Here is a 22,570-nt window from a genome sequence, read left to right as displayed (position 1 = left end):
ATCGGATTCCCCCGTCGGCCCGGTTAAGGCCATGCACGACCGTCCATCGGCAGCCACGTCCCCCACGTGTTCCCGGCACCTGCCCTGCGGGACCATCCCCCTTCCCGCATGCAACCGTTACACGACTATGGCATCACAGCCGTCGCCCGACCACCCTTCAGCAGATATGGTTTCCCGGTCACGCTCAAGAATATCGGGTCACGTTCAGGAATATGGGCCGCGCTCAGAAAAAATAAGGGGCGCACCGATGTTCCCGGCATCGGTGCGCCCCTTACGTTCTGGCGGTTGCAGGGCCACGACATGCCCCGCTTCCGGTGCGTGGCCCCGCGGTCAGTCGTCGCGATAGCTGCGCTCGCGGCGCTCGTGGCGTTCCTGGGCATCGATGCTGAGGGTCGCGATCGGCCGTGCGATCAGCCGCTTCAGGCTGATCGGCTCGCTCGTTTCCTCACAATAGCCGTAGGAACCATCCTCGATGCGCTTCAGCGCGGCATCGATCTTGGAAATCAGCTTGCGCTGACGGTCGCGTGTGCGCAGATGGATCGACCAATCGGCCTCTGCCGAGGCACGGTCGGTAATATCCGGCTCCTGCAGGCTGTCTTCCTGCAGGTTGCGCAGCGTTTCCGAAGATTCCCGGAGGATTTCCTCGCGCCATGCCAGAAGGCGACGGCGGAAGAACTCGACCTGCCGATCATTCATGAACGGCTCGTCTTCGGACGGCAAGTAGTCGGGCGGCAGCGTGACAGCCATCCTGGTCTCCCCTCAGAGAGGCCATCCACCCACGATACGGCCGCGGGCAGGTGGTCGCTCGCGTTCCGGTTGGCGGCCGGCCCGCGGGGGAACACGGCGGCCCGTCCGGTCGGGCCTGTAGTTACCCGATACGATCGAGTTTCGCAAGCTCGACGGCAGCACGAACGTCGATCTCGGCCAGAACCTCTGCCAGACGGGGATCGGAGACCTTGCCGCGCTCGGCATCGACCAGGCTGCGGAGCTGGCCGAGCGCCGCCTTCGGCACCCGCCCGTCCAGCAGACCCAGGCGGATGTCGTCCAGCAGGTCGAGCATCTGGCCGCCGCGCTCGGCCGCATCACGATCGGCATCCTCGCCGCGGCCCGGCACACCCTGCAATGCCAGCAGGGCGTCCATGGCGGTCAGCGGCCCCGCCTTGGCGGGCGCCGCGGTCGAGCGGGTCTCACCTCCGTCGTCGACGCGGCTCGCGAAATCGTCGGAGCTGCCGCTGCGACCCTGGGTCCGACGGCTCTTGGATGCGGGCGCGCCGGTACCGACGCCTGTGACCTTCATTGCCTCGTCAGCCTCCACTGCCTGAAGCGGTCCCACCGGGGACCGCGGGCTGCATACGACGTTTATAACAACCGGCACCCACATCTGTATATCGGCGTGCATGTGCCGGGTGCCAAGCCCCGGCGGCAAGCGGTCATCAGGCGGCCCGCTGTTGCAGCGGGAACCCGGCAGTTTCTGCCGGGCACCATGCAGCGCTTGCCGCGACCCCCGTGGCCGCTTCTGCCCGCCCTGCCCGGGTCGCACCACAAAAACCACGACACGGCAAAGGCTTCGGTCCTGGCACGGTTCTCGCATCTGCACTGGCGAAGCGAAGCCCCCCGAACCGGAGCAGATCCGCCCATGTCCGCCTCCCGCCATCTGACCCATGACCGCCCGCGCCGCGCCTTCCGCGCGATCCGCGCCGTGTTCGCGGCGTCGCTGGTCGCCGTGGCGGCCATGACCCTGCCGACCGGGGCGCTGGCCCAGTCGCGGATCAAGGACATCGCCGATATCGAAGGCGTGCGCGACAACCTGCTGGTCGGCTACGGTCTGGTCGTGGGCCTGAACGGCACGGGCGACAGCCTGAACAACGCCCCCTTCACCGAGCAGAGCCTGGTGGCGATGCTGGAACGGCTGGGCGTCAACAGCCGCGGATCGCGCCTCCGCACCGACAATGTGGCGGCGGTGATGGTCACCGCCAACCTGCCGCCCTTCGCCCGCCAGGGCAGCCGGGTCGATGTGCGGGTCTCGGCGATCGGCGATGCCAGCTCGCTTCTGGGCGGCACCCTGCTGGTCACCCCGCTGCTGGGCGCCGATGGCGAGATCTACAGCGTCGCCCAGGGCCAGGTCGCCGTCGGCGGCTTCTCGGCCCAGGGCCAGGGCGCCTCGGTCACCCAGGGCGTGCCGACGGTGGGCCGGATCGCCAGCGGCGCGATCGTCGAGCGCGAGGTGACCTTCGCCTTCGACTCGCTCGATCAGGTGACGATCGCGCTCCGCAACCCCGATTTCACCACCGCCCAGCGCATCGCCTCTGCCGTGAATGCCTATATGGGCGGCGCCATCGCCAAGGCGACCGATCCCGCCAGCGTGCGGGTGCAGGTGCCGGCGCAGTGGCAGGGCGACGTCGCCGGGTTGATGACCCAGATCGAACAGCTGCGCGTCCAGCCCGACCAGGTCGCCAAGGTGGTGATCGACGAGAACAGCGGCATCATCGTGATGGGCGAGAACGTCCGGATCGACACCGTCGCCATCGCCCAGGGCAACCTGACCATCCGGATCACCGAGACCCCGCAGGTCTCGCAGCCCGGCCCCTTCTCCCAGGGCCAGACCGCGGTGGTGCCGCGCACCAACATCCAGGTCGACCAGGGCGCGGATCGCAAGCTGGCCGTACTGCCCAAGGGGGTCACGCTGCAGGAACTGGTCGACGGGCTGAACATGCTCGGCATCAGCCCGCGCGACATGATCTCGATCCTGCAGGCGATCAAGGCTGCAGGCGCCCTCCAGGCCGAAATCGAAGTGATGTGAGGACCGGTCAGATGTCGATCAGCAGCTCCGGTGCCCTTGCCACCCCGCTCATCCCCTCCGCCTTTTCGGGCACGCAGAGCCGCGATGCCGAAGGCCGCGTCGAGACCGGCCGGCTGAACCAGCTGGCCACCGGCCGCAGCATCGACATCGACAAGGCCCGCGACAAAACCGAAGCCCTGGAAGGCGTTTTCCTGTCGCGGCTGATGTCGACCATGCTGGAAGGCATCGATCTGATGCCCGGCATGGGCGACGGCGCCGGCGCCCGGGCGGCGGAAGACTTCCAGAAGTCGATGCTGGCCGAAAAGACCGGCCAGGCCATGGCCCAGGCCGGCGGTATCGGCCTGTCGGCCGAGGTGCTCGACCAGTTGATCCGCATCCAGGAAGCCCAATCCTGACGACCGCCACCCGACGCTGCCCTGAAACGCCCTGCCCTTTGCCCGGAGATCCGTCATGCCCGCACCCACCGACGTCATCACTGCCGGCCAGGACGGCCTCGCCGCCGCCATTCGTGCCGCCGCCAGCCGCCAGGATCCCGAAGTCGCCACCCTGGTCGCCGATCTCGCCCATGTGGTCGAGGAACTGACCCGGGTGCTGGAAGAGGAAACCGCGGCGCTGGCGATCAAGGACATGGACCGGATGCGCGCGCTGCAGGGCGACAAGCAGCGCCTGGGCCGCGGCTACGAGCAGCTCTATGCCCTGCTCGGCCGGCAGGATCAGGCGGCGGTGCGGCAGACCCCGGATTTCGCGCGCCTGGGCGACATCGCTCCGCGCTTCGCCGAGGCGGTGAAGGACAACCTGCGCCGGATCGGGGCGGCCCGCTCGCTCAATGAACGGATCCTGGGCGCGGTGCGCAGCGCCATCGTCCGGGCCCAGGCCCCCACCACCGTCTATGGCGCCAATGGCCGCACCTGCACCGCAGGCCGCGCCGGCACCATCCGGGCGGGTGCGATCAGCGTGAACACCAGCATCTGATCCAGACCCCGAGCCGCCGGAGCCCTTCGCCATGTCGCTCTCCCTCGACGCCGCCTTCCGCAACGCGACCACCGGCCTGAACGCGGCCCAGGCGGGGCTGTCGGTGACGTCGCAGAACGTCGCCAACGCCAACACGCCGGGCTATACCCGCAAGACGGTCGTCCAGGAATCGGCGACCATCGGCGGCTACGGCATGGGCGTGCGGGTGACCGGCGTCGAGCGCGAGGTCGACAACTATCTGCGTGCCGAGCTGCGCCGCGCCTCTTCCGACGAGGCGCGCGACAGCACCCGTGCCTCGATCCTGGATCAGGTGCAGAGCATGTTCGGCAAGGTCGGCGGCAGCAACTCGATCGCGGCCGATCTGGATGCCTTCCTCACCCAGCTCGAATCGGTCGCCAACGCCACCGAGTCGGGCAGCGAGCGCTACAATCTCGTCTCGTCCGCCAAGGCCCTGACCGACCGGCTGAACACCAATGCCGCCCAGGTCGGCCAGGTGCGTGCCGACACCGACGCGAAGATCGGCGACTCGGTCGAGGCCGCGAATGCGGCGCTGCGCCAGATCTATGATCTGAACGCCCGCATCCAGCGCGCCAATGCGCTGGGCGAATCGGCATCCGAGCTGGAAGACAAGCGCGACATCGCGATCGCCAGCCTGTCCGCCGAGATCGACGTTGAAATCGTCAGCGGCAGCAACGGCCGGATCGCGATCTATACCGGCGCCGGCCAGACCCTGCTGGACGAAAGCCTGCGCCAGCTGACCTATACGCCGGTGATGGAGCCGGGCGCCGACGCCGTCTATGGCCCGATCAAGGCGGTGGCGGTCGATCCCGACACGCTGGAAGAGCTGAACGACGGCGATGTGCTGGTGACCGGCGGCACCAGCGATCAGGTCACCTCCACCATCAAGGGCGGCAACCTCGCCGGCCTGCTGCAGGTGCGCGACAAGGACCTGGCGGCGCTCAGCGGCCAGCTCGACACCCTGGCCGACAATCTGGTCGAGCGGATGAACGCCATCCACAACCAGGGCACCGGCTGGCCGGCACCCTCGTCGCTGACCGGCTCGACCGATGTCGCGGCGACCACGCCGCTCTCGGCCACCGGCAATTTCCGCATCGCCGCGGTCGCAGCCGACGGTACGCTGGTGGCCCCCCCGCTCGACATCGATCTCTCCACCGTCACCAGCATCGGCGACCTGCGCGACACCATCAATGCCAGCGCGCTCGGCCCCTATGTCTCGGCCTCGATCGTGGACGGCAAATTCACGCTGACCGCCACCGGGACCGCCTCGGGCATCGCGCTGTCGGAAAGCACCAGCCAGGTGACCGACACCGACGGCACGGTGCGCGGCCTGTCGCATCATCTGGGGCTGAACAACCTGTTCGACGGCGACGATGCCGCGACGATCGAAGTGTCCAAGGCCGTGGTCGCCGATCCGGGCCGGGTCGCGACCGGGCTGCTGAAAGACACCGCCCTGCTTGCGGGCGACGTCGCCATCACCTCGGGCGACAACCGCAACGCCCAGGCGCTGGCGGTCGGTGTCAACACCGCCCAGGCGATGCCCGGCGTGGGGTCGCTCGCCCGCGGCAACTACACGCTGACCGGCTATGCCTCGGGCATCATCTCCAACATCGCGAGCGTGTCGGCCGAAGCCTCTACCCGCGCCAGCGACTCGGCCATCCTGAAGGAAGATCTCTCCTATCGCGATGCCTCGGTCACGGGGGTCAACATCGACGAGGAGATGAGCAACCTGATCGTGTTCCAGAACGCCTACACCGCATCGGCCCGCGTGCTCACCACCGCGAAGCAGATGTTCGACGAGTTGCTCAACATCGTCGGCAACTGACCCGGCCGGCCCCTTCATTCAGCATGACGCCCGGCCCCCGCCGGTTCCGCCAGATCCTCTCGATGCAGGTTTCCGATCATGATCCGCGTCACCAACTACGCCCAGATGAACCGCAGCCTGAACAACGTGATGGAGGTTCAGGCGCGGACCTATGCGACCAACACGCAGATCTCCAGCGGCAAGGTCGCCCAGAATTATGCGGGCATCGCGGGGGATTCGGAAAAGACGCTGAACCTGCGGTCCGAGGCGACGCGGATCGACAACTATCTGTCGAATGCCAAGGACGTCGATCGCCGGCTGACCCTGATCGACCAGAGCCTCTCGGCCATCGGTGATGCGGCAAGCAGCCTGCGCACCCTGCTGATGCAGGCGACCACCTCGGGGCTGTCGGATGCGGTGCCACTGGAACAGGAAGCCCAGGGCCTGCTCGATACCGTGACCGGTGCGCTGAACGTGTCGGAGGACGGCCGCTATCTGTTCGGCGGCTCGCGCACCGATACCAAGCCGGTGACCGTCCCGGTTCCCGATCCGGCGATCTGGGGCGACCCGGATGCCAGCTATTACGCGGGCGACGAGGTCGAACTCAGCGCCCGGCTCGACGACCAGATCACCATGGATTACGGCATCAATGCCGACCGGCCAGGCTTTCAGCAGCTGATCGGCTCGCTGAAAGCGGCGATCGAGGCCGGCCAGATCGGATCGACCGCCATGGCGGAAACCGCATTGACCATGGTCAATGACGCCATCGCCACCCTCGCCGATTATCGCGCCGAGGTGGGCACCAATCAGGCCCGGCTCGACAGCATCATCACCGGCCACGAGGACCGGAAGGTGACGCAGGAAGAAGCCATCTCTGCCATCGAGAATACCGACATCCCCTCGGCCACCGTCCGGATGTCCAACGACCAGACCATTCTGGACGCCTCTTACATGATGGTGTCGCAGATCAACCGGATGTCGCTGGCCGACTATCTGAAATAAGCGCCCGCGCAGGGCTGAAGTAGGCGCCCGCGCAGGGCTGAAGCAAGCGCCCCCCGCAGGGCCCGCCCCTGCATCCACCCGATTCTCCCCCGTATCGCGGCACTTGCCCATACGGGGACTGCTCAAGCGAAGGAAAGCGTGTCATGCTGACGGCTGTCGCCCATGCTATCCGGATGTCGCCCGACATGTCCGAAACCACTTCCGATGCCCCCATGACCTCCGATGCGCAGATGGTGCTCGACACCCGCTTCGGCCGGATCGCGATCGACCCCGATCGCGCCATCGAAATTCCCCGCGGCCTGGTCGGCCTGGGCGGTCGCGGCCGCTTCGCCCTCGCCGAGGTTGCGGACGAGCGCATCGACCATCTGAAGATCCTGGTCTCGATCGACAATCCCAAGGTGTCGATGCTGGTGCTGCCGGTGCCGGTCAAGACCGATGCCATCGATGCCGAGGATCTGGACGAGGCGCTGGCCCATCTGGGCATCGCGCGCACCAATGCCGCCGTGCTGCTGGTGGTCGCCAGCCACCGGGTGGAAGGCGGCGTGCTGCTGACCATCAACCGCCGGGCGCCGATCCTGGTGGATGTGGAGGCGCGCCGGGGCTGGCAGCATGTGCTGCACAATCCCAAATATCCGATCCGCCAGCCGCTGATCGCAGGCTGAGCCCAACCCGTCTCGTCCGGACCGCATGGAGCAGGACAGCCCGCGCAACCAACCCGTTCTCGATGCCTTCACCTGCATCGGCCCCGCCTGCGGCGACACCTGCTGCGCCGGCTGGTCGATGCAGGTCGACGACGAGACCTGGGCGCGCTGGCAGGACCTGTTCCCACCGGCGGAACTGGCTTCGCTCACCAGCACCGATGCCGATGCCGGCCGCAGCATGGCCCGCCGCGACGGTGCCTGTGTGGCGCTGGATCAAGGCTGGTGCCGGCTGCACGCAGCCCATGGTCATGACGTGCTCTCCAAAGCCTGCGGCGGCTTCCCGCGCCGGGTGGCAAGCTTCGCCGACGGCAGCCGGCTGCGCATCGCCCAGCTCGCCTGCCCGGAAATCGCCCGGCTGGCGCTCGACCCCACCGCCCGGGACGGTGTCGGCCCCCCTGCCCCTGCCGGCGAGGGGTTGAGGGCGGTGATGGCCCGGCTGGCGGCCGATGCGCCGGCCGATCAGCGCATGCGCGCACTCACCGCGCTCACCGGCTCGGTCGCCCGGTTTGCCGAGGCCGAAAAACCCGCCGCGGCAGCGGCGCTTGCCCGATCGATCCTCGACCGTCTGCCCCAGCCGGCGGGCGACCCGCTCGACGAACCGCGCCTGCTGCTGACCCTGGGCGCCCTGGTCCATGCCACGGGCGGCGTCTGGCGGCCGGCGCTCGACCGGCTGACCGGGCGGCTGGAGGCGGCGCTGGGTGTGACGCTCGATCGCACGACGCTTGCGCTCGATATCCGCGGGCAGGACGATCCCGATGTGTTGAGGGCCGCACGCGACGCGGCCTGGCGGCGCCATGCCGCCCCCTCGGGCCTCGCCCGGATGCTCGATGCCTGGATCGACCATCAGCTTCTGGCTTCTCCCCACGCGCCGGCGGCGGCCCCGCTGCCCACGACCACGCCGGAAACCCTGCCCGGCATCCGGCTGGTCGTCACCTTCGCCATGACGGCACTTGCCGCACGGGTGGCCGCGCTCGATCTCGACACCGATGCCGCGCCGGAGGCCGAAGAGGCCCGCGCCGCCTTCGTCGCCGATGCAGCCGTCATCGCCCGCCTGTTCGAGCATCTGAGCCGTCCGGCGCTGATCGACGCGCTTGCCACCGAGTGTGGCTGGAACAGCGCAGGGCGTGTCCATGGTCTGCTGTCTTATGCAATGTTGACTTGACGGGCCCATCGCTCGATGCGCCATCATGCATCGAGGGGCGGTAGGCACACGGGCATTCAAGAGATTCTCCGAAAAATTTTACTGGTATTTTATGTTTCCAGAGGGTCATATCGTAGCATCCCCTGGTCGTCGCACCGGTCAGCCCCCACGTCGCAGCGGAACGTCGACGACGATCCGTGTCCATGGCATCACCCCGGACCCGGTATGGAATTGACAGGATGGTCGCACAACGCTTCGGGCGCCTCGCGCTCGGTCTGATCTGGATCCTGGCGCTGATCGCGCTGCTGGCGGCCGCGGCGCAACCGGTCAGCCTGCCGGCGCAGATCGTGCTGATGATCCTGCTGCTGGCGGCGATGGCGGTGCTGAAAGGCACACGGGCGCACGAGGACGCCAGCGTCCGCCGCACCATGCTGGTGATGATCGGCGGCTTCATCGTGGCGCGCTATCTGTGCTGGCGCACGCTGTCCACCCTGCCGCCGCTGGACGACCCGTTCGCCTTCGTGCCCGGCCTGGTGCTCTATGCGGCCGAGGTCTACGCGATCGTCATGTTCTTCGTGAACAACTTCGTCGTGATCGACCCGGTGACGCGGATGAGCCCGCCTTTGCCCGACAATCCGGCGGAACTGCCGACGGTCGATGTCTTCGTGCCCAGCTTCAACGAGGATGACGGGCTGATCGAGACGACCCTGATCGGCGCAAAGCGGATGTGGTATCCGGCCGACAGGCTGAACGTCTATCTGCTCGACGACGGATCGACCGACATGAAGCGGTTGTCGGCCGACCCCCAGGAGGCGCTGAAGGCGCGTGAACGGCACGAGCGCCTGAAGGCGATGTGCGCCCGGCTGGGCGTGCACTATCTGACGCGGGAAACCAACGCTCATGCCAAGGCCGGCAATCTGAATGCCGCACTGCCGGAAACCCATGGCGACCTGATCGCGGTCTTCGACGCCGACCACGTGCCCACCCGCGACTTCCTGCTCGCCACCGTCGGCTTCTTCCGCAAGGATCCAAAGCTGTTCCTGGTGCAGACCCCGCATTTCTTCCTCAGCCCGGATCCGCTGGAGCGCAACCTCAAGACCTTCGAGCGCATGCCCAGCGAGAACGAGATGTTCTACGGCATGATCCAGCGTGGCCTGGACCGCTGGAACGGCGCCTTCTTCTGCGGATCTGCAGCCCTGCTGCGCCGTGCCTGCCTGGAAGAAGTGGGCGGGTTCAGCGGCCTGTCGATCACCGAGGATGCGGAAACCGCGCTCGACCTGCATGCCCGCGGCTATAACAGCGTCTATTACGGCAAGCCGCTGATCGCCGGCCTGCAGCCGGAAAGCTATGCCGCCTTCATCGGTCAGCGCTCGCGCTGGGCCCAGGGCATGACCCAGATCTTCATGATGAAGAACCCGCTGCTCAAGCGCGGCCTGCGGCTGCCCCAGCGGCTGTGCTATCTGGCGAGCAGCATGTTCTGGCTGTTCCCGTTCTCGCGGCTGATGTTCCTGATCGCGCCGCTGTTCTATCTGTTCTTCGGTCTGGAAATCTATCGGGCGACGGCAGCGGAGTTTGCCGGCTATACGCTGACCTATCTCGTCGCCTCGCTGATGATCCAGAACGCGCTCAACGGCCGGTTCCGCTGGCCGCTGATTTCGGAACTCTACGAACTCAGCCAGTCGCTGCACACCTCGGTCGCGATCGTCAAGACGATGATCGACCCGCGCAAGCCGACCTTCAAGGTTACCGCCAAGGGCGAGACACTGGCCCATGACCATGTCTCGCCGCTGGCGAAGCCGCTGGTGGTGGTGGTCGGCCTGCTGGTTCTGGGAACGGTTGCCGCGCTCTGGCGCTGGTGGATGGAACCGGCCACCCGCGACGTGCTGCTGGTGGTGACCTTCTGGAACACCTTCAACCTGCTGCTCGCCTCGGCGGCATTGGGGGTGGTCTGCGAGCACGCCCAGCATCGCGCGGCCCCGCGGGTCACGGTGAAGCGCCCGGCCCGGATCCTGATCGACGGCACGCTCTATGAAGGCGCGCTGCTGGACCTGTCGCAGGGCGGTGCCCGGCTCGCCATTCCGGCGCGCCAGGCGCCCAAGGGTCGCCTGACCGGCCGCTTTGCCGAGCTTCTGGTCGACGAGTTGACGGCACCCGCCCATATGGCCACCGGCGAGGCCCGCCCGGTGCCGGTCGAAATGCGCTATGGCCGGCCCGACGATGCCGGCAACATCCAGATCGGCCTGCGCTTCATGCCCGAAACCGACGCCGCCAAAGAGGCCATCGTCGATCTGGTCTACGGCTCCAGCGCGCTTTGGGCCGAACTGCTCTCGCGCCGTCACAGGCGGCCGGGCGTGGTGCGCGGCGTTGCCCATTTCATCCGTCTGAGCGCCGCCTACGGCTTCCGCTCTCTCGGCTTCGTGCTGGGCGGATCGCGCTTCCGCACCAACCCGGCGCCGCCCCCGCCGCCGCGGCTGCAGATCGAGCCGGCCGGCGCCGAAGACGGCGTGCCGCCGGACGGAAATTTCACGCCGCCCGCCGGCTGGAGCGGCAGCGCACCCGCCCCGCGCACCAGCTGAGCCGGAGGACGACGCAGATGGCCATCCATCCATCATTCCGTGTACCGCTCGCCACCCGCGGCCGTCTCCGGTTTCTGGCGCTGGGCGTGCTTGCCCTGCAGCTGGGCGCCGCCCCCGCCATGGCCCAGTCGCAGGGGCCGGTGGATCTGAAGCTCTGGGGGCAGACCCCGGCAGATGCCGGTGGCGCCTATCGCGGGGTCATCGCCCCGGCCCCGGCGCCGGCGGAACCCGCACCGGCACCGCGGGCGGTGGAACAGCCGCGGCGTACATCGCCGCCGGCCCCCCGCCCGGCATCACAGCCACGCCCGGAACCGGAGCCGGCGCCCAGGCCGCAGGCACCGCGGGTGACCGTGCCGCCGACACCGCTGCCGGCGGCGTCGGCCCCCGCACCCACCCCCGCCCCGCAGCCGGTGCAGGCGATGCCGGACGATATGCTCGGCTACGCCCTGGTGCCGCTGGACCCGACCGGCAGCCGCGGCACGCTGCTTTCGGGCGAGTATGCGGTCGGCCGCTTCTCGGTCCTGCTGCCCGATGCGGTGGCGGTGGATCACGCGGTGCTGAAGCTGGTCTACAGCAATTCGGTCGAGACCTCGCCCGAGGCTTCGGCGCTGGATGTCTGGATCAACGGCCAGCCGGTGGCCCGCCTGCCGCTGGACGCGCATCGCGGCCCGGTCACCGCGCGGATCGAACTGCCGGTCGAGATGCTGACGGTCGGCCAGAACCGGGTGGATATCATCGCCCGACAGCGCCACCGGTTGCTCTGCGACATCCCGTCCACCTATGAACTCTGGGCGCGGCTCGACAATCAGGCCTCGCGTCTGATGCTCGCCGTCGCCGATGACGGCCCGGGCCTGGCCGATTTCGACAGCCTGATCACCGATCCGGCCCTGGCGGACGATCCGGTCGCGATCGTTGTCGCCGACGGCTTCCGGTCGGATGGCGGGATGACGGCGGCCGCGATCGCCGCCCAGGCGCTGGCGATCCGCGCCGGGGTATCGATGCCGTCCTTCGAGATGATCGACGCCACCGACGATACCCGGCTGGCCCGCCAGCTGTCGGACCCCGGCTCTGCCGACGGCCCCCGGCGGGTGATCGTGGTGGGCTCGGCACCGGCCATTGCCGGGCTGGTGGGCGAGGATCCGGGCGATGCCGGCGACGGCGTGCTGCGCCTGATCCGCAGCACCGGCGACCGCAGCATTCTGGTGCTGACCGGCCGCGACACCCGCGAGGCCCAGCTGGCGGCCCGCCGCTTCGCCGACCAGACCCGGCCCCTGCCCGGCAGCGACCGGCTGGTGGCGGACCTCTATGACATCGAAACCCGCGTGCCTGCCCGCCCCACCCCCAGGATCGACGGCGACGCAAGCTACAGCCTTGCCCAGCTGGGTTATCACACCGATCCCTTCGACGGTCTGCGCCAGCGCATCGACCTGCCGGTCGACATGCCGATGGATCTGTATGTCGGCGACAATTCGCGGGTCCGGATCCGTCTGGATGCCGCCTATGGCGCGAATGTCGGCCCGCGAGCCGAAGTGGCGGTGCTGATCAACGGCAATTTCGCCACCGCCCTGCAGCTGGACGCCCCCGGCGGCGCCCTGATCGAAAATGCCGAGCTGCTGGCACCGCTGTCGATGTTCCAGCCCGGCCGCAACGTAATCTCGTTCGAGACCCGCCTGCCCGGCACACCCGCCTTCTGCGGCCCCGACGGCGTTCTGGCCGGCCCCGGGGGCGGCGGCACGGCGGGCGGCGGCGCACCGCGCTTCACCCTGTTCGACACCACGGCGATCGAGGTGCCGCCGGTCGCCCATCTGGCCAGCCTGCCCGATCTGCGGGTCATGGCCGGGACCGGCTTTCCCTATAACCGCCCCGGCCACGACATCAGCGCCTTCCATGTGGTGACCCCGCTGGACCAGCCGCTGGGGGTGACGGCGGCGGCCACGGTCATTGCCCGCATGGCCCGGGCGGCCGGCGTGCCGATGGAACCGCATTTCTACGACCAGATGCCGCGGCTGCGCGCCCGCGACACGCTGATCGTGGCGCCGATTGCGCGGCTGGGCCTGGATCTGGTCGCGGCGGCACCGGTCGGGCCCGAACTGCTGGGCGATCTGAACCGCGGCCGTCTGCCCGAGGCGATCGTGGACGGCGACGACGCCGCGGCCCCCGGGGGTGATGCCGAATCCGGCCCGCAGCTGCTGCAGGCACAGACGGCCCGGCGGCTGGAAGCCCGGGCCGCCGCAACCAATCGCTGGTCCGAGGGGCTGCGCGAGGAATGGCAGCGCCGGCTGGGGGAAAATGCCGAAGACAGGGGCGACGGCATGATCGGCTGGGCCAGCCGCAGCTGGGGCTGGCTGCGCACCCAGACCCGCTGGATTCTGGACGAGACCCTGCCCGACCGGCGCAGCCCGGAAACGCTGTTCACCGAGGGCAGCCGGCCCTTGGTGGCGGTGATGCAGTATGCCGCCCCCCAGGATGTCGGCACCACCTGGACGCTGGTGACCGCGGCCGATGATCAGCGCCTGCTGGGCGGCGTGCGGCTGCTGGCCGCCGACGAGGCCTGGGACGCGCTCAAGGGCGGTGTCGCCACGCTGGCAAGCGACGGGCGCACGGTGACGACGGCCGATGGCGGCCCGTCCTATCACGTGCTGACCGGAGAGGTGGGGCCCTTCGGCGTGCTGTCGATCACCGCCAGCTGGTTCTCGCGCAATGTGCTGATCTGGACTGCGGTGATCGCCCTGCTGATCGGCACGCTGGGCGTCGCCACCCATATTCTTGTCCGCCATTCCCCCCGGAGACCCGTATGAGCAGCCGTTCCCGCGTGATCAGCCTGGCGGTGATCGCCGCGATCGCCTTTGCGGTCTGGGCGACCACCAAAAGCCGCACGCCGGACGGCACCGCCGAGGCCGGGACGGCACCGGCCGCACCGGCCCAGCCGGCCCCGCGTGCCCTGGCCGCGGCGGCGACGCCGGCGGTCGTGCCCGTCTCGTCAGAGGCCGTCTCGTCAGAGGGACAAGCCATAGCGAAAGACCGGACACAGCTGCCGACCCCCACCCCTGCCGGTACCCCGCCGGTTCAGACGGCGCGCGCCGAAGCCCCACGGCCCGAGGCCGACCGCAAGGCGGGGCTGGATGCGGGCACCGTGGCCCTGTGGGAAGACTGGCGGCAGCGTTTTCTCACCCCCGAAGGCCGGGTGATCGACACCGGCAATGGCGGCATCAGCCATTCGGAAGGCCAGGGCTATGGCCTGCTGCTGTCGGTGCTGATGGGCGACCGGGCCAGTTTCGCGCGGATCTGGTCGTGGACCTATACCACGCTGTTCGTGCGCGATGACGGCATGATGGCCTGGCGCTACGACCCCAAGGCCGATCCGGCGGTGACCGATCGCAACAGCGCATCGGACGGCGACATCCTGGCGGCCTGGGCGCTGGCCGAAGCGGGGCGGCGCTGGAGCGACGATCGCTATCGCGAGGCGGCGGCAGAACTTGCCGCCGCGATCCGCCGCACGGTGATCGTGGAACATGCCGGGCGGCTGATGGTCCTGCCCGGCCAGGAAGGCTTCCGCCGCGACCCGTCGGTGGTCGTGAACCCGGCCTATTGGGTGCTGCCGGCCTTCCCGGTTCTGGCCGACATCGATCCGGACGGTGCCGCGGTCTGGAACCGGCTTGCCACCGAAACCCCGGCGGTCATGGCCGCCGTGCGCTTCGGCACCCCGGCCCTGCCGCCCGAATGGGTGGTGGCAGAGCCGGACGGCGCCTTCACCCTGCCGCAGGATCCGAATTTCCCCGCCGCCTTCGGCTACAACGCCGTGCGGGTGCCGCTGTATCTGGCCTGGGCCGGGGTGCTGGACCCTGCCCTGCCGATCTATGTCGATCTCGACCGGCTCTGGCCGGCCGGGGCCGCCCGCATCACCGACCGGCCGCAGGTCGTGGCCCTGCCCGACGGCAGGGTCACCGAGCGCGGCAGCGATGCCGGTTTCCGCGCCGTGGCCGGCCTGGTCGCCTGTATCGTTCACGACCGGCCGATGCCGGCCGATGTCACCGCCGTCGACGACGACGCCTCGTATTACGCGGCCAGCCTGACCCTGATGGTCCGCCTTGCCGCCGCCGGGAGGAAGCCTGCATGCCTGTGACCCTGAGACCGCTTCTCCGCGCCTCGGCGCCGGCGATGGTATCGGTGATCGCCCTGCTCGCCGGCACCGGCATGGCCGCGGCGCAAGGCACCGCCACCCCGCGATCCGGCGCCGAAAGCCTGGCCCCCGGCGTGCGGGTCGAGGTTCAGCCCAGCACGCCGGCCACCGGCGCCGTCGACGAAACGGCGCTGCGCTATTACGCCCGCATCCGCGACATGGAGAAGCTGGAGGCCGAAATCCGCCGGCTGAAGGCGCTCCATCCCGACTGGCAGACGCCGACCGACCTGTTCAGCCGCACGCCCGACAGCCCGGTGGACGAACGCCCGATCTGGGATCTGATCGGCGACGGCCGCTTTGCCGAGGCACGGGCACGGGTGGCGGAGCTGCGCGGCCGCTATCCCGGCTGGTCGCCGTCGCAGGCCATGCTCGACACCCTGGCCATGGGCGAAGACCGCACCCGGCTGGTCTCGGCCAGCGATGCGAAGCAGTGGCGGACCGTGGTGGAGATCGCCGATCGCCATCCGGCGCTGATCAGCTGCTCCAGCGTCGACAGCATGTGGCGCCTGGCCGAAGCGCGGGCCGAACTCGGCGATCCGGATGCGGCCTTCGGCCTCTACCGGACCATCGTGTCCACCTGCGACAACGCGCAGGAGCGGCGCGCCACCTTGCAGAAGGCCGGCACCATCCTGCCATCCGATCAGGTGGAACAGCTGGTGGCGATCGAACGCGGCCGGGTCGGCACCGATCCGGCGGCGCTGCAGCAGGTGGTCGGCGGGCTGCGCCGCGGCGAGCTGGCCGCGGCGATGTCGCCCGAGGCCCGCAAATCCGGCACCCGGCCGCAGGTGACCGCCGAAACGCTGGACGCGGTGAAGGCCGATGTCGAGGCGGGCCGCGATGCCGACGGCGCGATGCTGGTCGCCTGGTATCTGATGGAACAGGGCCAGGCCGGCGAGGCCGAAGCCTGGTTCCGCAAGGCCGAAGGCTGGGGTGCGAAAGAGGCCGGGCTGCGCGGCCGGATTCAGGCCCTCACCCGCCAGGGCAAGACCGCCGAGGCGGCGCGCCTCGCCCGCTCGTCGGGGCTTGGCCGCGACTATGTCGACAGCATGAGCGCCATGCTCGGCCGCCAGACCAACGCGCCGCGCGCCATGGTGGTGGATTTCGCGACCTGGGCCGAAGAAAAGCACGATGCCCGCGCCGCCATGGCGCTCGGCTGGTGGCACAGCCGGCGCGAGGATCCCGCCACGGCGGCGCTCTGGTTCGAAAATGCGCTGGCCTGGGGCGGCGGAGACGAGGCGGTCGAAGGCCTTGCCCTCGGCCTGCAGGGCAGCGGCCAGACCGCCCGGTTTCAGGCACTGGAACAGCAATATGCCGGCCGCTCGGCGCGGCTGACGAAGTTCTTCAGCGGTCTGCGCGGCAGCGGCGGCGGTGGCGGCCCCGCGACCGAAGCCTATGCCCGCGGCGACAATGCCGGCTGCCTGCTGGTGCTGGATGGCCGGCTGGCCCCGGATCCGCGGGGCGGGGCGGCCGGATATGCCGCACAGATGTCCACCGACGCCGCCCGCGCCCTGGCCGGGCGCCTGCCGCCGGTGCTGCCCCCCGACGCCGTGCCCACCGCCTATACCGGCTATGGCACCGGCCGGGCGGGTGTGACCTGGTCGGCGGGCGAACCGGTCTATCGGGCGGGCCTGCCGGCCGCAGCCGGCTATGCGCCGACCACGGGCTATACCGGGGGCGATGTCTATGGCCGCTCCTATGGCTATACCCCCGATGCGGTCGCCAGCCGCGGCGCCACCAGCGCACAGACAGGCGTACCGGCGGGGGTGTCGACCACCGCAGGGCGGGCCACGACCGGCGGTGTCGTCCCGGGCGGCCTGAGCGCGGGGGGCCTGAGCGCGATGGGTCTGAGCGCGGGGGGCCGCGCCACCAGTGTCGCAGCACCGGCAGCCACGACGCTTTCAGGCGCCGCCGCCCTGCCGCCGGTGCCGGTAGAAGCACCCGGCACCGCCATGCAGCGCGCCTGGTGTCTGCTGGGCCTCGGCCGGCCCGCAGAAGCCCAATATGCCTTCGCCCAGGCCCGCGCGGCCGGCGGCGAGATGGGGGCGGATGCCGTCTATGGCGAAATCCTGACCCTGATGCAGATGGGTCTGGTCAGCGAGGCGCAGCGGATGATCGAAACCCAGCCGATCACCCCGGAACGCCGCACCGATCTGCAGGCGGAACTGCTTGCCGCCCGTGCCCAGGCCGCCTATGACGACGAGGATTATCTGCTGGCGATGCGCCTGCTCGACACCCGCCGCCAGATCGCCCCGGAACGGCGGGATCTGGCCCTGATGCGGGCCTGGTCGCTCTATCACACCCGCAAGCTCGGCCAGTCGCGCCGGCTGTTCGAGCGGCTCGACACCGAACTCAGCACGCCCGAATCGCGCGAGGGCCTGCGCGTCGTCACCTTCTATCCGGAGTGATCCCGATGACCCGGATGCGCAACTCAGCCCTCGTCCCCGGCCTCCGCCCCCGCCTTCTGGCCGCAGCACTCGGCCTTCTGGCTCTCGGCGGCTGCACCTATGAACGTGCGGGGCCCCAGCCGACGGCGCTGGCGGAAGAGGCCGGTGCCACCCGTCTCGGCCCGCTGGAGGCGCTGGCCCGGCTGGCGGCGGCCCCCGATCCGCTGATCGTCACCCAGACCAGATCGAACAACGGCTCCGAGCTGAAGCAGGTGTCGATCCTGCCCAACCGTTCGGTCGAAGCCGGACAGAACCGGCTGGAGGCCGATCTCTGGCTGGTGCGCACCGACAGCCTGTGGTCTTTCGCCGATCTGCCGGTGAATGCGCCCCGCGACCGGTTCACCCAGGAAAAGCTGAGGCTGCTGCTGGCCAAGGAATTCCCGGGGCTGGAGCCGCAGATCTCGGCCGTGCCGCGCCGCAACGCCTATGGCCGCTACGGCTTTGCCGTCGCCCGCCGGCCGCTGGGCGTCACCTGCGTGCTCGCCTGGCAGCGGCTGCAGGATGAACGCGGGATGCTGCCGCGCCATATCGAGGGCTTCGACATCATCTTCCGGGCCTGCGACCCGGTCCTCGGCCCCGAGGCGCTGCTCGACGGCTACGACACCCTGCAGATCCGCCCCGAGACCGGTGTGGTGGGATACGGCTACCGCTGATCGCGCCCCGCCCGACGCGCCCTGACCTGAGCTGACCGCGGCCGACGCTTCGATGCGTCGGCCGCATCCGTTTCGGCGGCGGCGGCCGGCGGCTCGTCCATCGGCACCTGATAGCCGAAGACCAGGCGGTTGGTCTCGTTGGCCATGCCGACCACGGCCAGCATCTCGCGGATCATCTCGGGGCTGGCGCCGGCTTTCGCCGCCGCGCCGCCATGGCTGGTGACGCAATAGGCGCAGCCATTGGTGGCGCTGACGGCGGTGAAGATCAGCTCCTTCACCATCGGGTCCAGCGCGCCCGGGGCCATCACCTCCTTCAGGCTTTCCCAGGTCCGCTTCAGGGTCGGCGGGTGGACCGCGATCACCTTCCAGAAATTGTTCAGCCGGTCGACGCGACGGGTCTGCATGATGTCGTCGAAGACCGCCCGCACCTCGGGCGATGCATCCTCGTATTCGACCATTTCGGGTCCGGCCATGGGGCTCCTCCGGCTCGGCAGATATTGACGGGGTCGCGACGAGATTACCGCCGTGCCCCGGGTGATGCGAGCCTGCCGATCGGCAGTTTCTGCCGCCCGCCCTGGCGGAAACTGCCGGGTCGGAATCTCCGCACGGTCTGCAGATGCGGCGGATCAGACATCATAACTTATTGAATTTCATCATTTTTCAGACTTGGCACACCCCGTGCAATAAGCGTCCCCGATCAGATCGTGCCGTGCGGGCCGGGCCAGGGATTGGCCGCTCGGGTTGGCGCGATGGAACGCTCCAAAGCCACCGGAAGCGCAAGTATCGGAGAGACCAAGTCATGGCGCTGACGATCAATTCGAACTACGCCGCGAACGTCGCGCACCGCCATCTGAGCGCGAGCGACTCGGACGCCACCCGTTCACTCGCCAAGCTCTCGGCCGGCACCCGTGTGCTGTCGGGTCGTGACGACGCAGCCTCGCTCGCCATCGGCAAGCGACTGGAAGCCGAGACCGCGGCTCTGCGTCAGGCCAGTGTCAACGCCGGTCAGGCGGGCTCCATGCTGCAGATCGCCGATGGTGCGCTCTCCAGCATCAGCGACATCCTGACCCGGATGAAGACGCTGGCCACCCAGTCGGCCTCGGATCAGGTTTCGGATGCCGAGCGCGTCTACCTGAACGACGAGTTCGCCTCGCTCCGGTCGGAAATCGACCGCATCGCGGCCGACACCGACTTCAACGGTCAGAAGCTGATCAACGGTTCGCAGACCGTGACCGCGGGCACCATCGGCACCGATATCGAATCGGCCGACGGTTTCGGTGCGATCACCTTCGACACCAACGCGGCCGGTGTGTCGAACGGCGATACGTTCAGCATCGCATACGACACGACCACCAACCGCTTTACGGTCACCAACACCACCACCGGTGTTGCCCAGACCTCTGAGCAGGTGACCGCGGCCCCGGCGGCCGGCGCGACCCAGGATGTCCGGCTCGACGAATTCGGCCTGACCCTGACGCTGACCTCGGACTTCGACCCGGCGACCGCAATCACGGCGAACAACACCTTCGACGTGACCATCGCCAACAGCGCGTCGGCGACTTTCACCTACAAGATCGGCACCGGCACCAACGCGATCGAAGACGATCTGGCCTTCACCATCGACAGCGCCGCCGTCGCCTCGCTTTCGGCCGGTCTCGCTGCCGACACGCTCGACACCCGGGCGAATGCGGAGACCGCGATCGACAACGTCGCCGCCGCGATCGACGAGATCAACAGCCGCCGCGCGGGCATCGGTGCCAACCAGAACCGTCTGGAATTCGCCGCCGCGAACCTGGCGTCGAGCATCGAGAACAGCGAAGCTGCCCGCTCGGAACTGCTCGACCTCGACATCGCGTCCGAGATGACCGCCTTCACCTCGAAGCAGATCCTGCAGCAGGCCGGCGTGTCGATGCTCGCCCAGGCCAACCAGATGCCGCAGAACCTCCTCAAGCTGCTGGGCTGATCAGGGCGGCCGCCGCCGCGGCCCCCTCTTCCGCTCCAGGACCGTCCTCCGGGGCGGCCCCGTCCCGCAGCGGCACCTCAGGGTCGCCGCAAAGGGAACCGGGCCGCCCCGCAGTCGTTCAAGCCGGCGCACCCGGCACGTGCCCCATCCGGCGCATGGCCAGCCCGGCAAAAATAGCCCGGTTGCGCCGCCGCCCGGCAAAATCTGCCGGGCCAGACCGCCAAAACCCGGCAAAATCTGCCGGGTTTTCTCTGCCTGCGACAGGCTGCCTCACGGTATTTCAGGGGCTTGCGTCTCTGGCATTGTCATTGCATACTTACCCACAGGCACGACCAGGAAGGACGTGCTGCCGACAGGATGTCGGCATCAGCGGGTGGATGCCCGCGCCATCGGTTCCAAGTAGGAGACCGTACCATGGCCATGACCATTGCCTCCAACTATTCGGCCAACGTTGCGTACCGCTACCTGAAGGACAGCGATAACGACGCGACCCGGTCGCTCGCCAAGCTGTCGGCCGGTACCCGCGTTCTGTCGGGCCGTGACGACGCCGCCTCGCTCGCCATCGGCAAGCGTCTCGAATCCGAGACCGCGGCGCTGCGTCAGGCCAGTGTCAACGCCGGTCAGGCGGGCTCCATGCTGCAGATCGCCGATGGCGCGCTGTCCAGCATCAGCGACGTTCTGACCCGGATGAAGACGCTCGCCACCCAGGCCGCATCGGACCAGGTCTCCGACGCCGAGCGTGTCTACCTGAACGACGAGTTCACCTCGCTGCGGTCGGAAATCGACCGTATCGCCGGTGACACCGAGTTCAACGGCCAGAAGCTGATCAACGGTTCGCAGACCGTGACCGCGGGCACCATCGGCACCGATATCGAATCGGCCGACGGTTTCGGCGCGATCACCTTCGACAACAACGCGGCCGGCGTGTCGAACGGCGATACGTTCAGCATCGAATACGACACGACCACCAACCGCTTCACGGTCACCAACACCACCACCGGTGTTGCCCAGACCTCTGAGCAGGTGACCGCGGCCCCGGCGGCCGGTGCGACCCAGGATGTCCGGTTCGACGAATTCGGCCTGACCCTGACGCTGACCTCGGACTTCGACCCGGCGACCGCAATCACGGCGAACAACACCTTCGACGCGACCGTCGCCAACAGCGCCTCGACCACCTTCACCTACAAGATCGGTACGGGGACGACGGCGGCCGAAGACGATCTGGCCTTCACGCTCGACAGCGCCGCGGTGGCGTCTCTGTCGGCCGGCCTCGCCGCCGACACGCTCGACACCCGGGCGAATGCCGAAACCGCGATCGACAACGTCGCGGCGGCCATTGACGAAGTCAACGACCGCCGCGCCGGTATCGGTGCGAACCAGAACCGGCTTGAGTTCGCGGCGGCGAACCTGGCCTCGAGCATCGAGAACAGCGAGGCCGCCCGGTCCGAGCTGCTCGACCTCGACATCGCCTCGGAGATGACCTCGTTCACCTCCAAGCAGATCCTGATGCAGGCCGGCGTGTCGATGCTCGCCCAGGCCAACCAGATGCCTCAGAACCTGCTCAAGCTGCTGTCCTGACGGCCCTTCCGGAGCCGCCGGCGCCTGATGGCCCGGCGGCTCCGGCGCCTTTCCATTACGGTGGCACGATCCGAGAGATCGCACCTGACGGGCGGCGGGGCCGGCTTGGCGCTGCCGTCCGCTTTTGCGTGACATCCATCGTGTACCGCACGTCTCGACCCGACATGTACAGCAAGCCGTCAAGGCATCCTCAGCAGCCGCGTCAGGGCAAGGGAACGCGGCAGCCATGGAGGGGACAATGGACATCGCATCGGTACGCGGAAGCTCATACGTTCAGACCGTGACCGACCGACCGGCAACCAATGCCCGGTCCGGGAGCGGTGGTGGCGGCGACACATCGGCAGCGGCGAGTTATGCGCGCGCTGCCACGATAGAACCCTTCCGGCGGGTCGACGTGACCCAGACGGAAGAGCAGAGCAGCGGCAACAAGGCAGCCGAGGCTCTGGCCAAGGCCCTGCGCGAACAGGGCATCGATCTGGGCGGCATGGCCAGCCAGGTCAAGCTGGCGCTCGACATCGATACCAATACCGGCGACGTGGTCGGCCGTATCGTCGACCGGAGCACCGGTGAGGTGGTGGAGCAGCTGCCGCCCGAGAAGACGCTGCGCATGATCGCGGCGCTGCGTGAGATGGTCGGTGCCGTCGTCGACCGGACGTTGTAAACTGTCCGGGTCGGCCCGTTCGACACGCATCTGCCGGTTACAGCCGGCCGCCTGATCCAGTTCTGCGAAGAGGCAAG

At 68.8% G+C, this 22,570-nt stretch carries 17 protein-coding genes and 1 pseudogene; 15 read left to right on the top strand and 3 right to left on the bottom strand.

Annotated features, from left to right (window positions below; genetic code table 11):
- Positions 1–330: 330 nt before the first annotated feature.
- Together dksA and WI697_RS20260 are read right to left on the bottom strand one after the other, a co-directional pair.
- Positions 331–747 carry an RNA polymerase-binding protein DksA gene (gene dksA / locus WI697_RS20265; protein WP_014744611.1) on the bottom strand — a complete coding sequence of 139 codons (417 nt, stop codon included), beginning with the start codon at positions 745–747 and terminating at the stop codon, positions 331–333.
- Between the two features lie 121 nt (positions 748–868).
- On the bottom strand, positions 869–1,297 hold the full coding sequence (locus WI697_RS20260) for a flagellar assembly protein FliX (protein ID WP_014744610.1): 429 nt from the start codon (positions 1,295–1,297) through the stop codon (positions 869–871).
- 339 nt (positions 1,298–1,636) lie between these two features.
- Between WI697_RS20260 and WI697_RS20255 the strand changes: the two genes are divergently transcribed.
- The 12 genes from WI697_RS20255 to bcsN all read left to right on the top strand — a co-directional run bounded on the left by WI697_RS20255 (position 1,637) and on the right by bcsN (position 18,291).
- Complete coding sequence (locus WI697_RS20255) at positions 1,637–2,800, top strand: flagellar basal body P-ring protein FlgI (RefSeq protein WP_345959729.1); 1,164 nt, start codon at positions 1,637–1,639, stop codon at positions 2,798–2,800.
- An 11-nt stretch (positions 2,801–2,811) separates the two neighbouring features.
- Positions 2,812–3,195 (top strand): rod-binding protein, encoded by a 384-nt coding sequence (locus tag WI697_RS20250; protein WP_296718986.1) that lies wholly within the window; start codon positions 2,812–2,814, stop codon positions 3,193–3,195.
- Positions 3,196–3,250: 55 nt separating this feature from the next.
- Positions 3,251–3,772: a hypothetical protein gene (locus WI697_RS20245; RefSeq protein WP_345959728.1), complete on the top strand. Its 522-nt coding sequence runs from the start codon at positions 3,251–3,253 to the stop codon at positions 3,770–3,772.
- 31 nt (positions 3,773–3,803) lie between these two features.
- Positions 3,804–5,615, top strand: coding sequence for a flagellar hook-associated protein FlgK (flgK, locus tag WI697_RS20240; protein ID WP_062762575.1), 1,812 nt, complete (start codon positions 3,804–3,806; stop codon positions 5,613–5,615).
- 78 nt (positions 5,616–5,693) lie between these two features.
- A complete protein-coding gene (locus tag WI697_RS20235; RefSeq protein ID WP_345959727.1) occupies positions 5,694–6,596 on the top strand; it encodes a flagellin in 903 nt (300 codons plus the stop codon).
- 143 nt (positions 6,597–6,739) lie between these two features.
- A complete protein-coding gene (fliW, locus tag WI697_RS20230; RefSeq protein WP_345959726.1) occupies positions 6,740–7,258 on the top strand; it encodes a flagellar assembly protein FliW in 519 nt (172 codons plus the stop codon).
- Between the two features lie 25 nt (positions 7,259–7,283).
- Positions 7,284–8,459: a flagellin lysine-N-methylase gene (fliB, locus tag WI697_RS20225; RefSeq protein ID WP_345959725.1), complete on the top strand. Its 1,176-nt coding sequence runs from the start codon at positions 7,284–7,286 to the stop codon at positions 8,457–8,459.
- 218 nt (positions 8,460–8,677) lie between these two features.
- The gene (gene bcsA, locus WI697_RS20220; protein ID WP_345959724.1) at positions 8,678–11,014 is read left to right on the top strand and encodes a UDP-forming cellulose synthase catalytic subunit; all 2,337 of its coding nucleotides are present in this window, start codon (positions 8,678–8,680) and stop codon (positions 11,012–11,014) included.
- A 17-nt stretch (positions 11,015–11,031) separates the two neighbouring features.
- Entirely contained in the window at positions 11,032–13,812 is a 2,781-nt protein-coding gene (locus tag WI697_RS20215; RefSeq protein WP_345959723.1) for a cellulose biosynthesis cyclic di-GMP-binding regulatory protein BcsB, read from the top strand.
- Positions 13,809–15,137, top strand: a complete 1,329-nt coding sequence (locus tag WI697_RS20210; RefSeq protein ID WP_345959722.1) for a glycosyl hydrolase family 8 — start codon at positions 13,809–13,811, stop codon at positions 15,135–15,137. Before WI697_RS20215 ends, WI697_RS20210 begins: the two co-directional genes overlap by 4 nt.
- Positions 15,128–17,599, top strand: a complete 2,472-nt coding sequence (locus WI697_RS20205; RefSeq protein WP_345959721.1) for a hypothetical protein — start codon at positions 15,128–15,130, stop codon at positions 17,597–17,599. The genes WI697_RS20210 and WI697_RS20205 overlap by 10 nt, the downstream gene beginning before the upstream one ends.
- A 5-nt stretch (positions 17,600–17,604) precedes the next feature.
- Complete coding sequence (gene bcsN, locus WI697_RS20200) at positions 17,605–18,291, top strand: cellulose biosynthesis protein BcsN (protein WP_345959720.1); 687 nt, start codon at positions 17,605–17,607, stop codon at positions 18,289–18,291.
- Between the two features lie 92 nt (positions 18,292–18,383).
- Here the strand turns inward: bcsN and WI697_RS20195 are convergent.
- Positions 18,384–18,764 (bottom strand): annotated as a pseudogene (locus WI697_RS20195) (carboxymuconolactone decarboxylase family protein); the annotation flags it as partial.
- A 326-nt stretch (positions 18,765–19,090) separates the two neighbouring features.
- Between WI697_RS20195 and WI697_RS20190 the strand changes: the two are divergent.
- The 3 genes from WI697_RS20190 to WI697_RS20180 all read left to right on the top strand — a co-directional run bounded on the left by WI697_RS20190 (position 19,091) and on the right by WI697_RS20180 (position 22,493).
- On the top strand, positions 19,091–20,254 hold the full coding sequence (locus tag WI697_RS20190; RefSeq protein ID WP_345959719.1) for a flagellin N-terminal helical domain-containing protein: 1,164 nt from the start codon (positions 19,091–19,093) through the stop codon (positions 20,252–20,254).
- Positions 20,255–20,668: 414 nt separating this feature from the next.
- On the top strand, positions 20,669–21,832 hold the full coding sequence (locus WI697_RS20185) for a flagellin (RefSeq protein WP_345959718.1): 1,164 nt from the start codon (positions 20,669–20,671) through the stop codon (positions 21,830–21,832).
- Positions 21,833–22,226: 394 nt separating this feature from the next.
- Positions 22,227–22,493 carry a flagellar protein FlaG gene (locus tag WI697_RS20180; RefSeq protein ID WP_345959717.1) on the top strand — a complete coding sequence of 89 codons (267 nt, stop codon included), beginning with the start codon at positions 22,227–22,229 and terminating at the stop codon, positions 22,491–22,493.
- Positions 22,494–22,570 lie beyond the last annotated feature (77 nt).

It is taken from the genome of Tistrella mobilis, assembly GCF_039634785.1.
Lineage (GTDB): Bacteria > Pseudomonadota > Alphaproteobacteria > Tistrellales > Tistrellaceae > Tistrella > Tistrella mobilis.
Note: the sequence above shows the minus strand (reverse complement) of the source record. Positions and strands in the feature narration are given on the sequence as shown.

Bases quoted from the DNA above. Each gene is read 5' to 3' on its own strand.
- WI697_RS20210 (WP_345959722.1), top strand. From the start codon at position 13,809: ATGAGCAGCCGTTCCCGCGTGATCAGCCTGGCGGTGATCGCCGCGATC.
- WI697_RS20185 (WP_345959718.1), top strand. From the start codon at position 20,669: ATGGCCATGACCATTGCCTCCAACTATTCGGCCAACGTTGCGTACCGC.
- WI697_RS20250 (WP_296718986.1), top strand. From the start codon at position 2,812: ATGTCGATCAGCAGCTCCGGTGCCCTTGCCACCCCGCTCATCCCCTCC.
- dksA (WP_014744611.1), bottom strand. From the start codon at position 747: ATGGCTGTCACGCTGCCGCCCGACTACTTGCCGTCCGAAGACGAGCCG.
- WI697_RS20255 (WP_345959729.1), top strand. From the start codon at position 1,637: ATGTCCGCCTCCCGCCATCTGACCCATGACCGCCCGCGCCGCGCCTTC.
- WI697_RS20260 (WP_014744610.1), bottom strand. From the start codon at position 1,297: ATGAAGGTCACAGGCGTCGGTACCGGCGCGCCCGCATCCAAGAGCCGT.
- bcsN (WP_345959720.1), top strand. From the start codon at position 17,605: ATGACCCGGATGCGCAACTCAGCCCTCGTCCCCGGCCTCCGCCCCCGC.
- fliW (WP_345959726.1), top strand. From the start codon at position 6,740: ATGCTGACGGCTGTCGCCCATGCTATCCGGATGTCGCCCGACATGTCC.
- bcsA (WP_345959724.1), top strand. From the start codon at position 8,678: ATGGTCGCACAACGCTTCGGGCGCCTCGCGCTCGGTCTGATCTGGATC.
- WI697_RS20235 (WP_345959727.1), top strand. From the start codon at position 5,694: ATGATCCGCGTCACCAACTACGCCCAGATGAACCGCAGCCTGAACAAC.
- fliB (WP_345959725.1), top strand. From the start codon at position 7,284: ATGGAGCAGGACAGCCCGCGCAACCAACCCGTTCTCGATGCCTTCACC.
- WI697_RS20190 (WP_345959719.1), top strand. From the start codon at position 19,091: ATGGCGCTGACGATCAATTCGAACTACGCCGCGAACGTCGCGCACCGC.
- WI697_RS20205 (WP_345959721.1), top strand. From the start codon at position 15,128: ATGCCTGTGACCCTGAGACCGCTTCTCCGCGCCTCGGCGCCGGCGATG.
- flgK (WP_062762575.1), top strand. From the start codon at position 3,804: ATGTCGCTCTCCCTCGACGCCGCCTTCCGCAACGCGACCACCGGCCTG.
- WI697_RS20245 (WP_345959728.1), top strand. From the start codon at position 3,251: ATGCCCGCACCCACCGACGTCATCACTGCCGGCCAGGACGGCCTCGCC.
- WI697_RS20215 (WP_345959723.1), top strand. From the start codon at position 11,032: ATGGCCATCCATCCATCATTCCGTGTACCGCTCGCCACCCGCGGCCGT.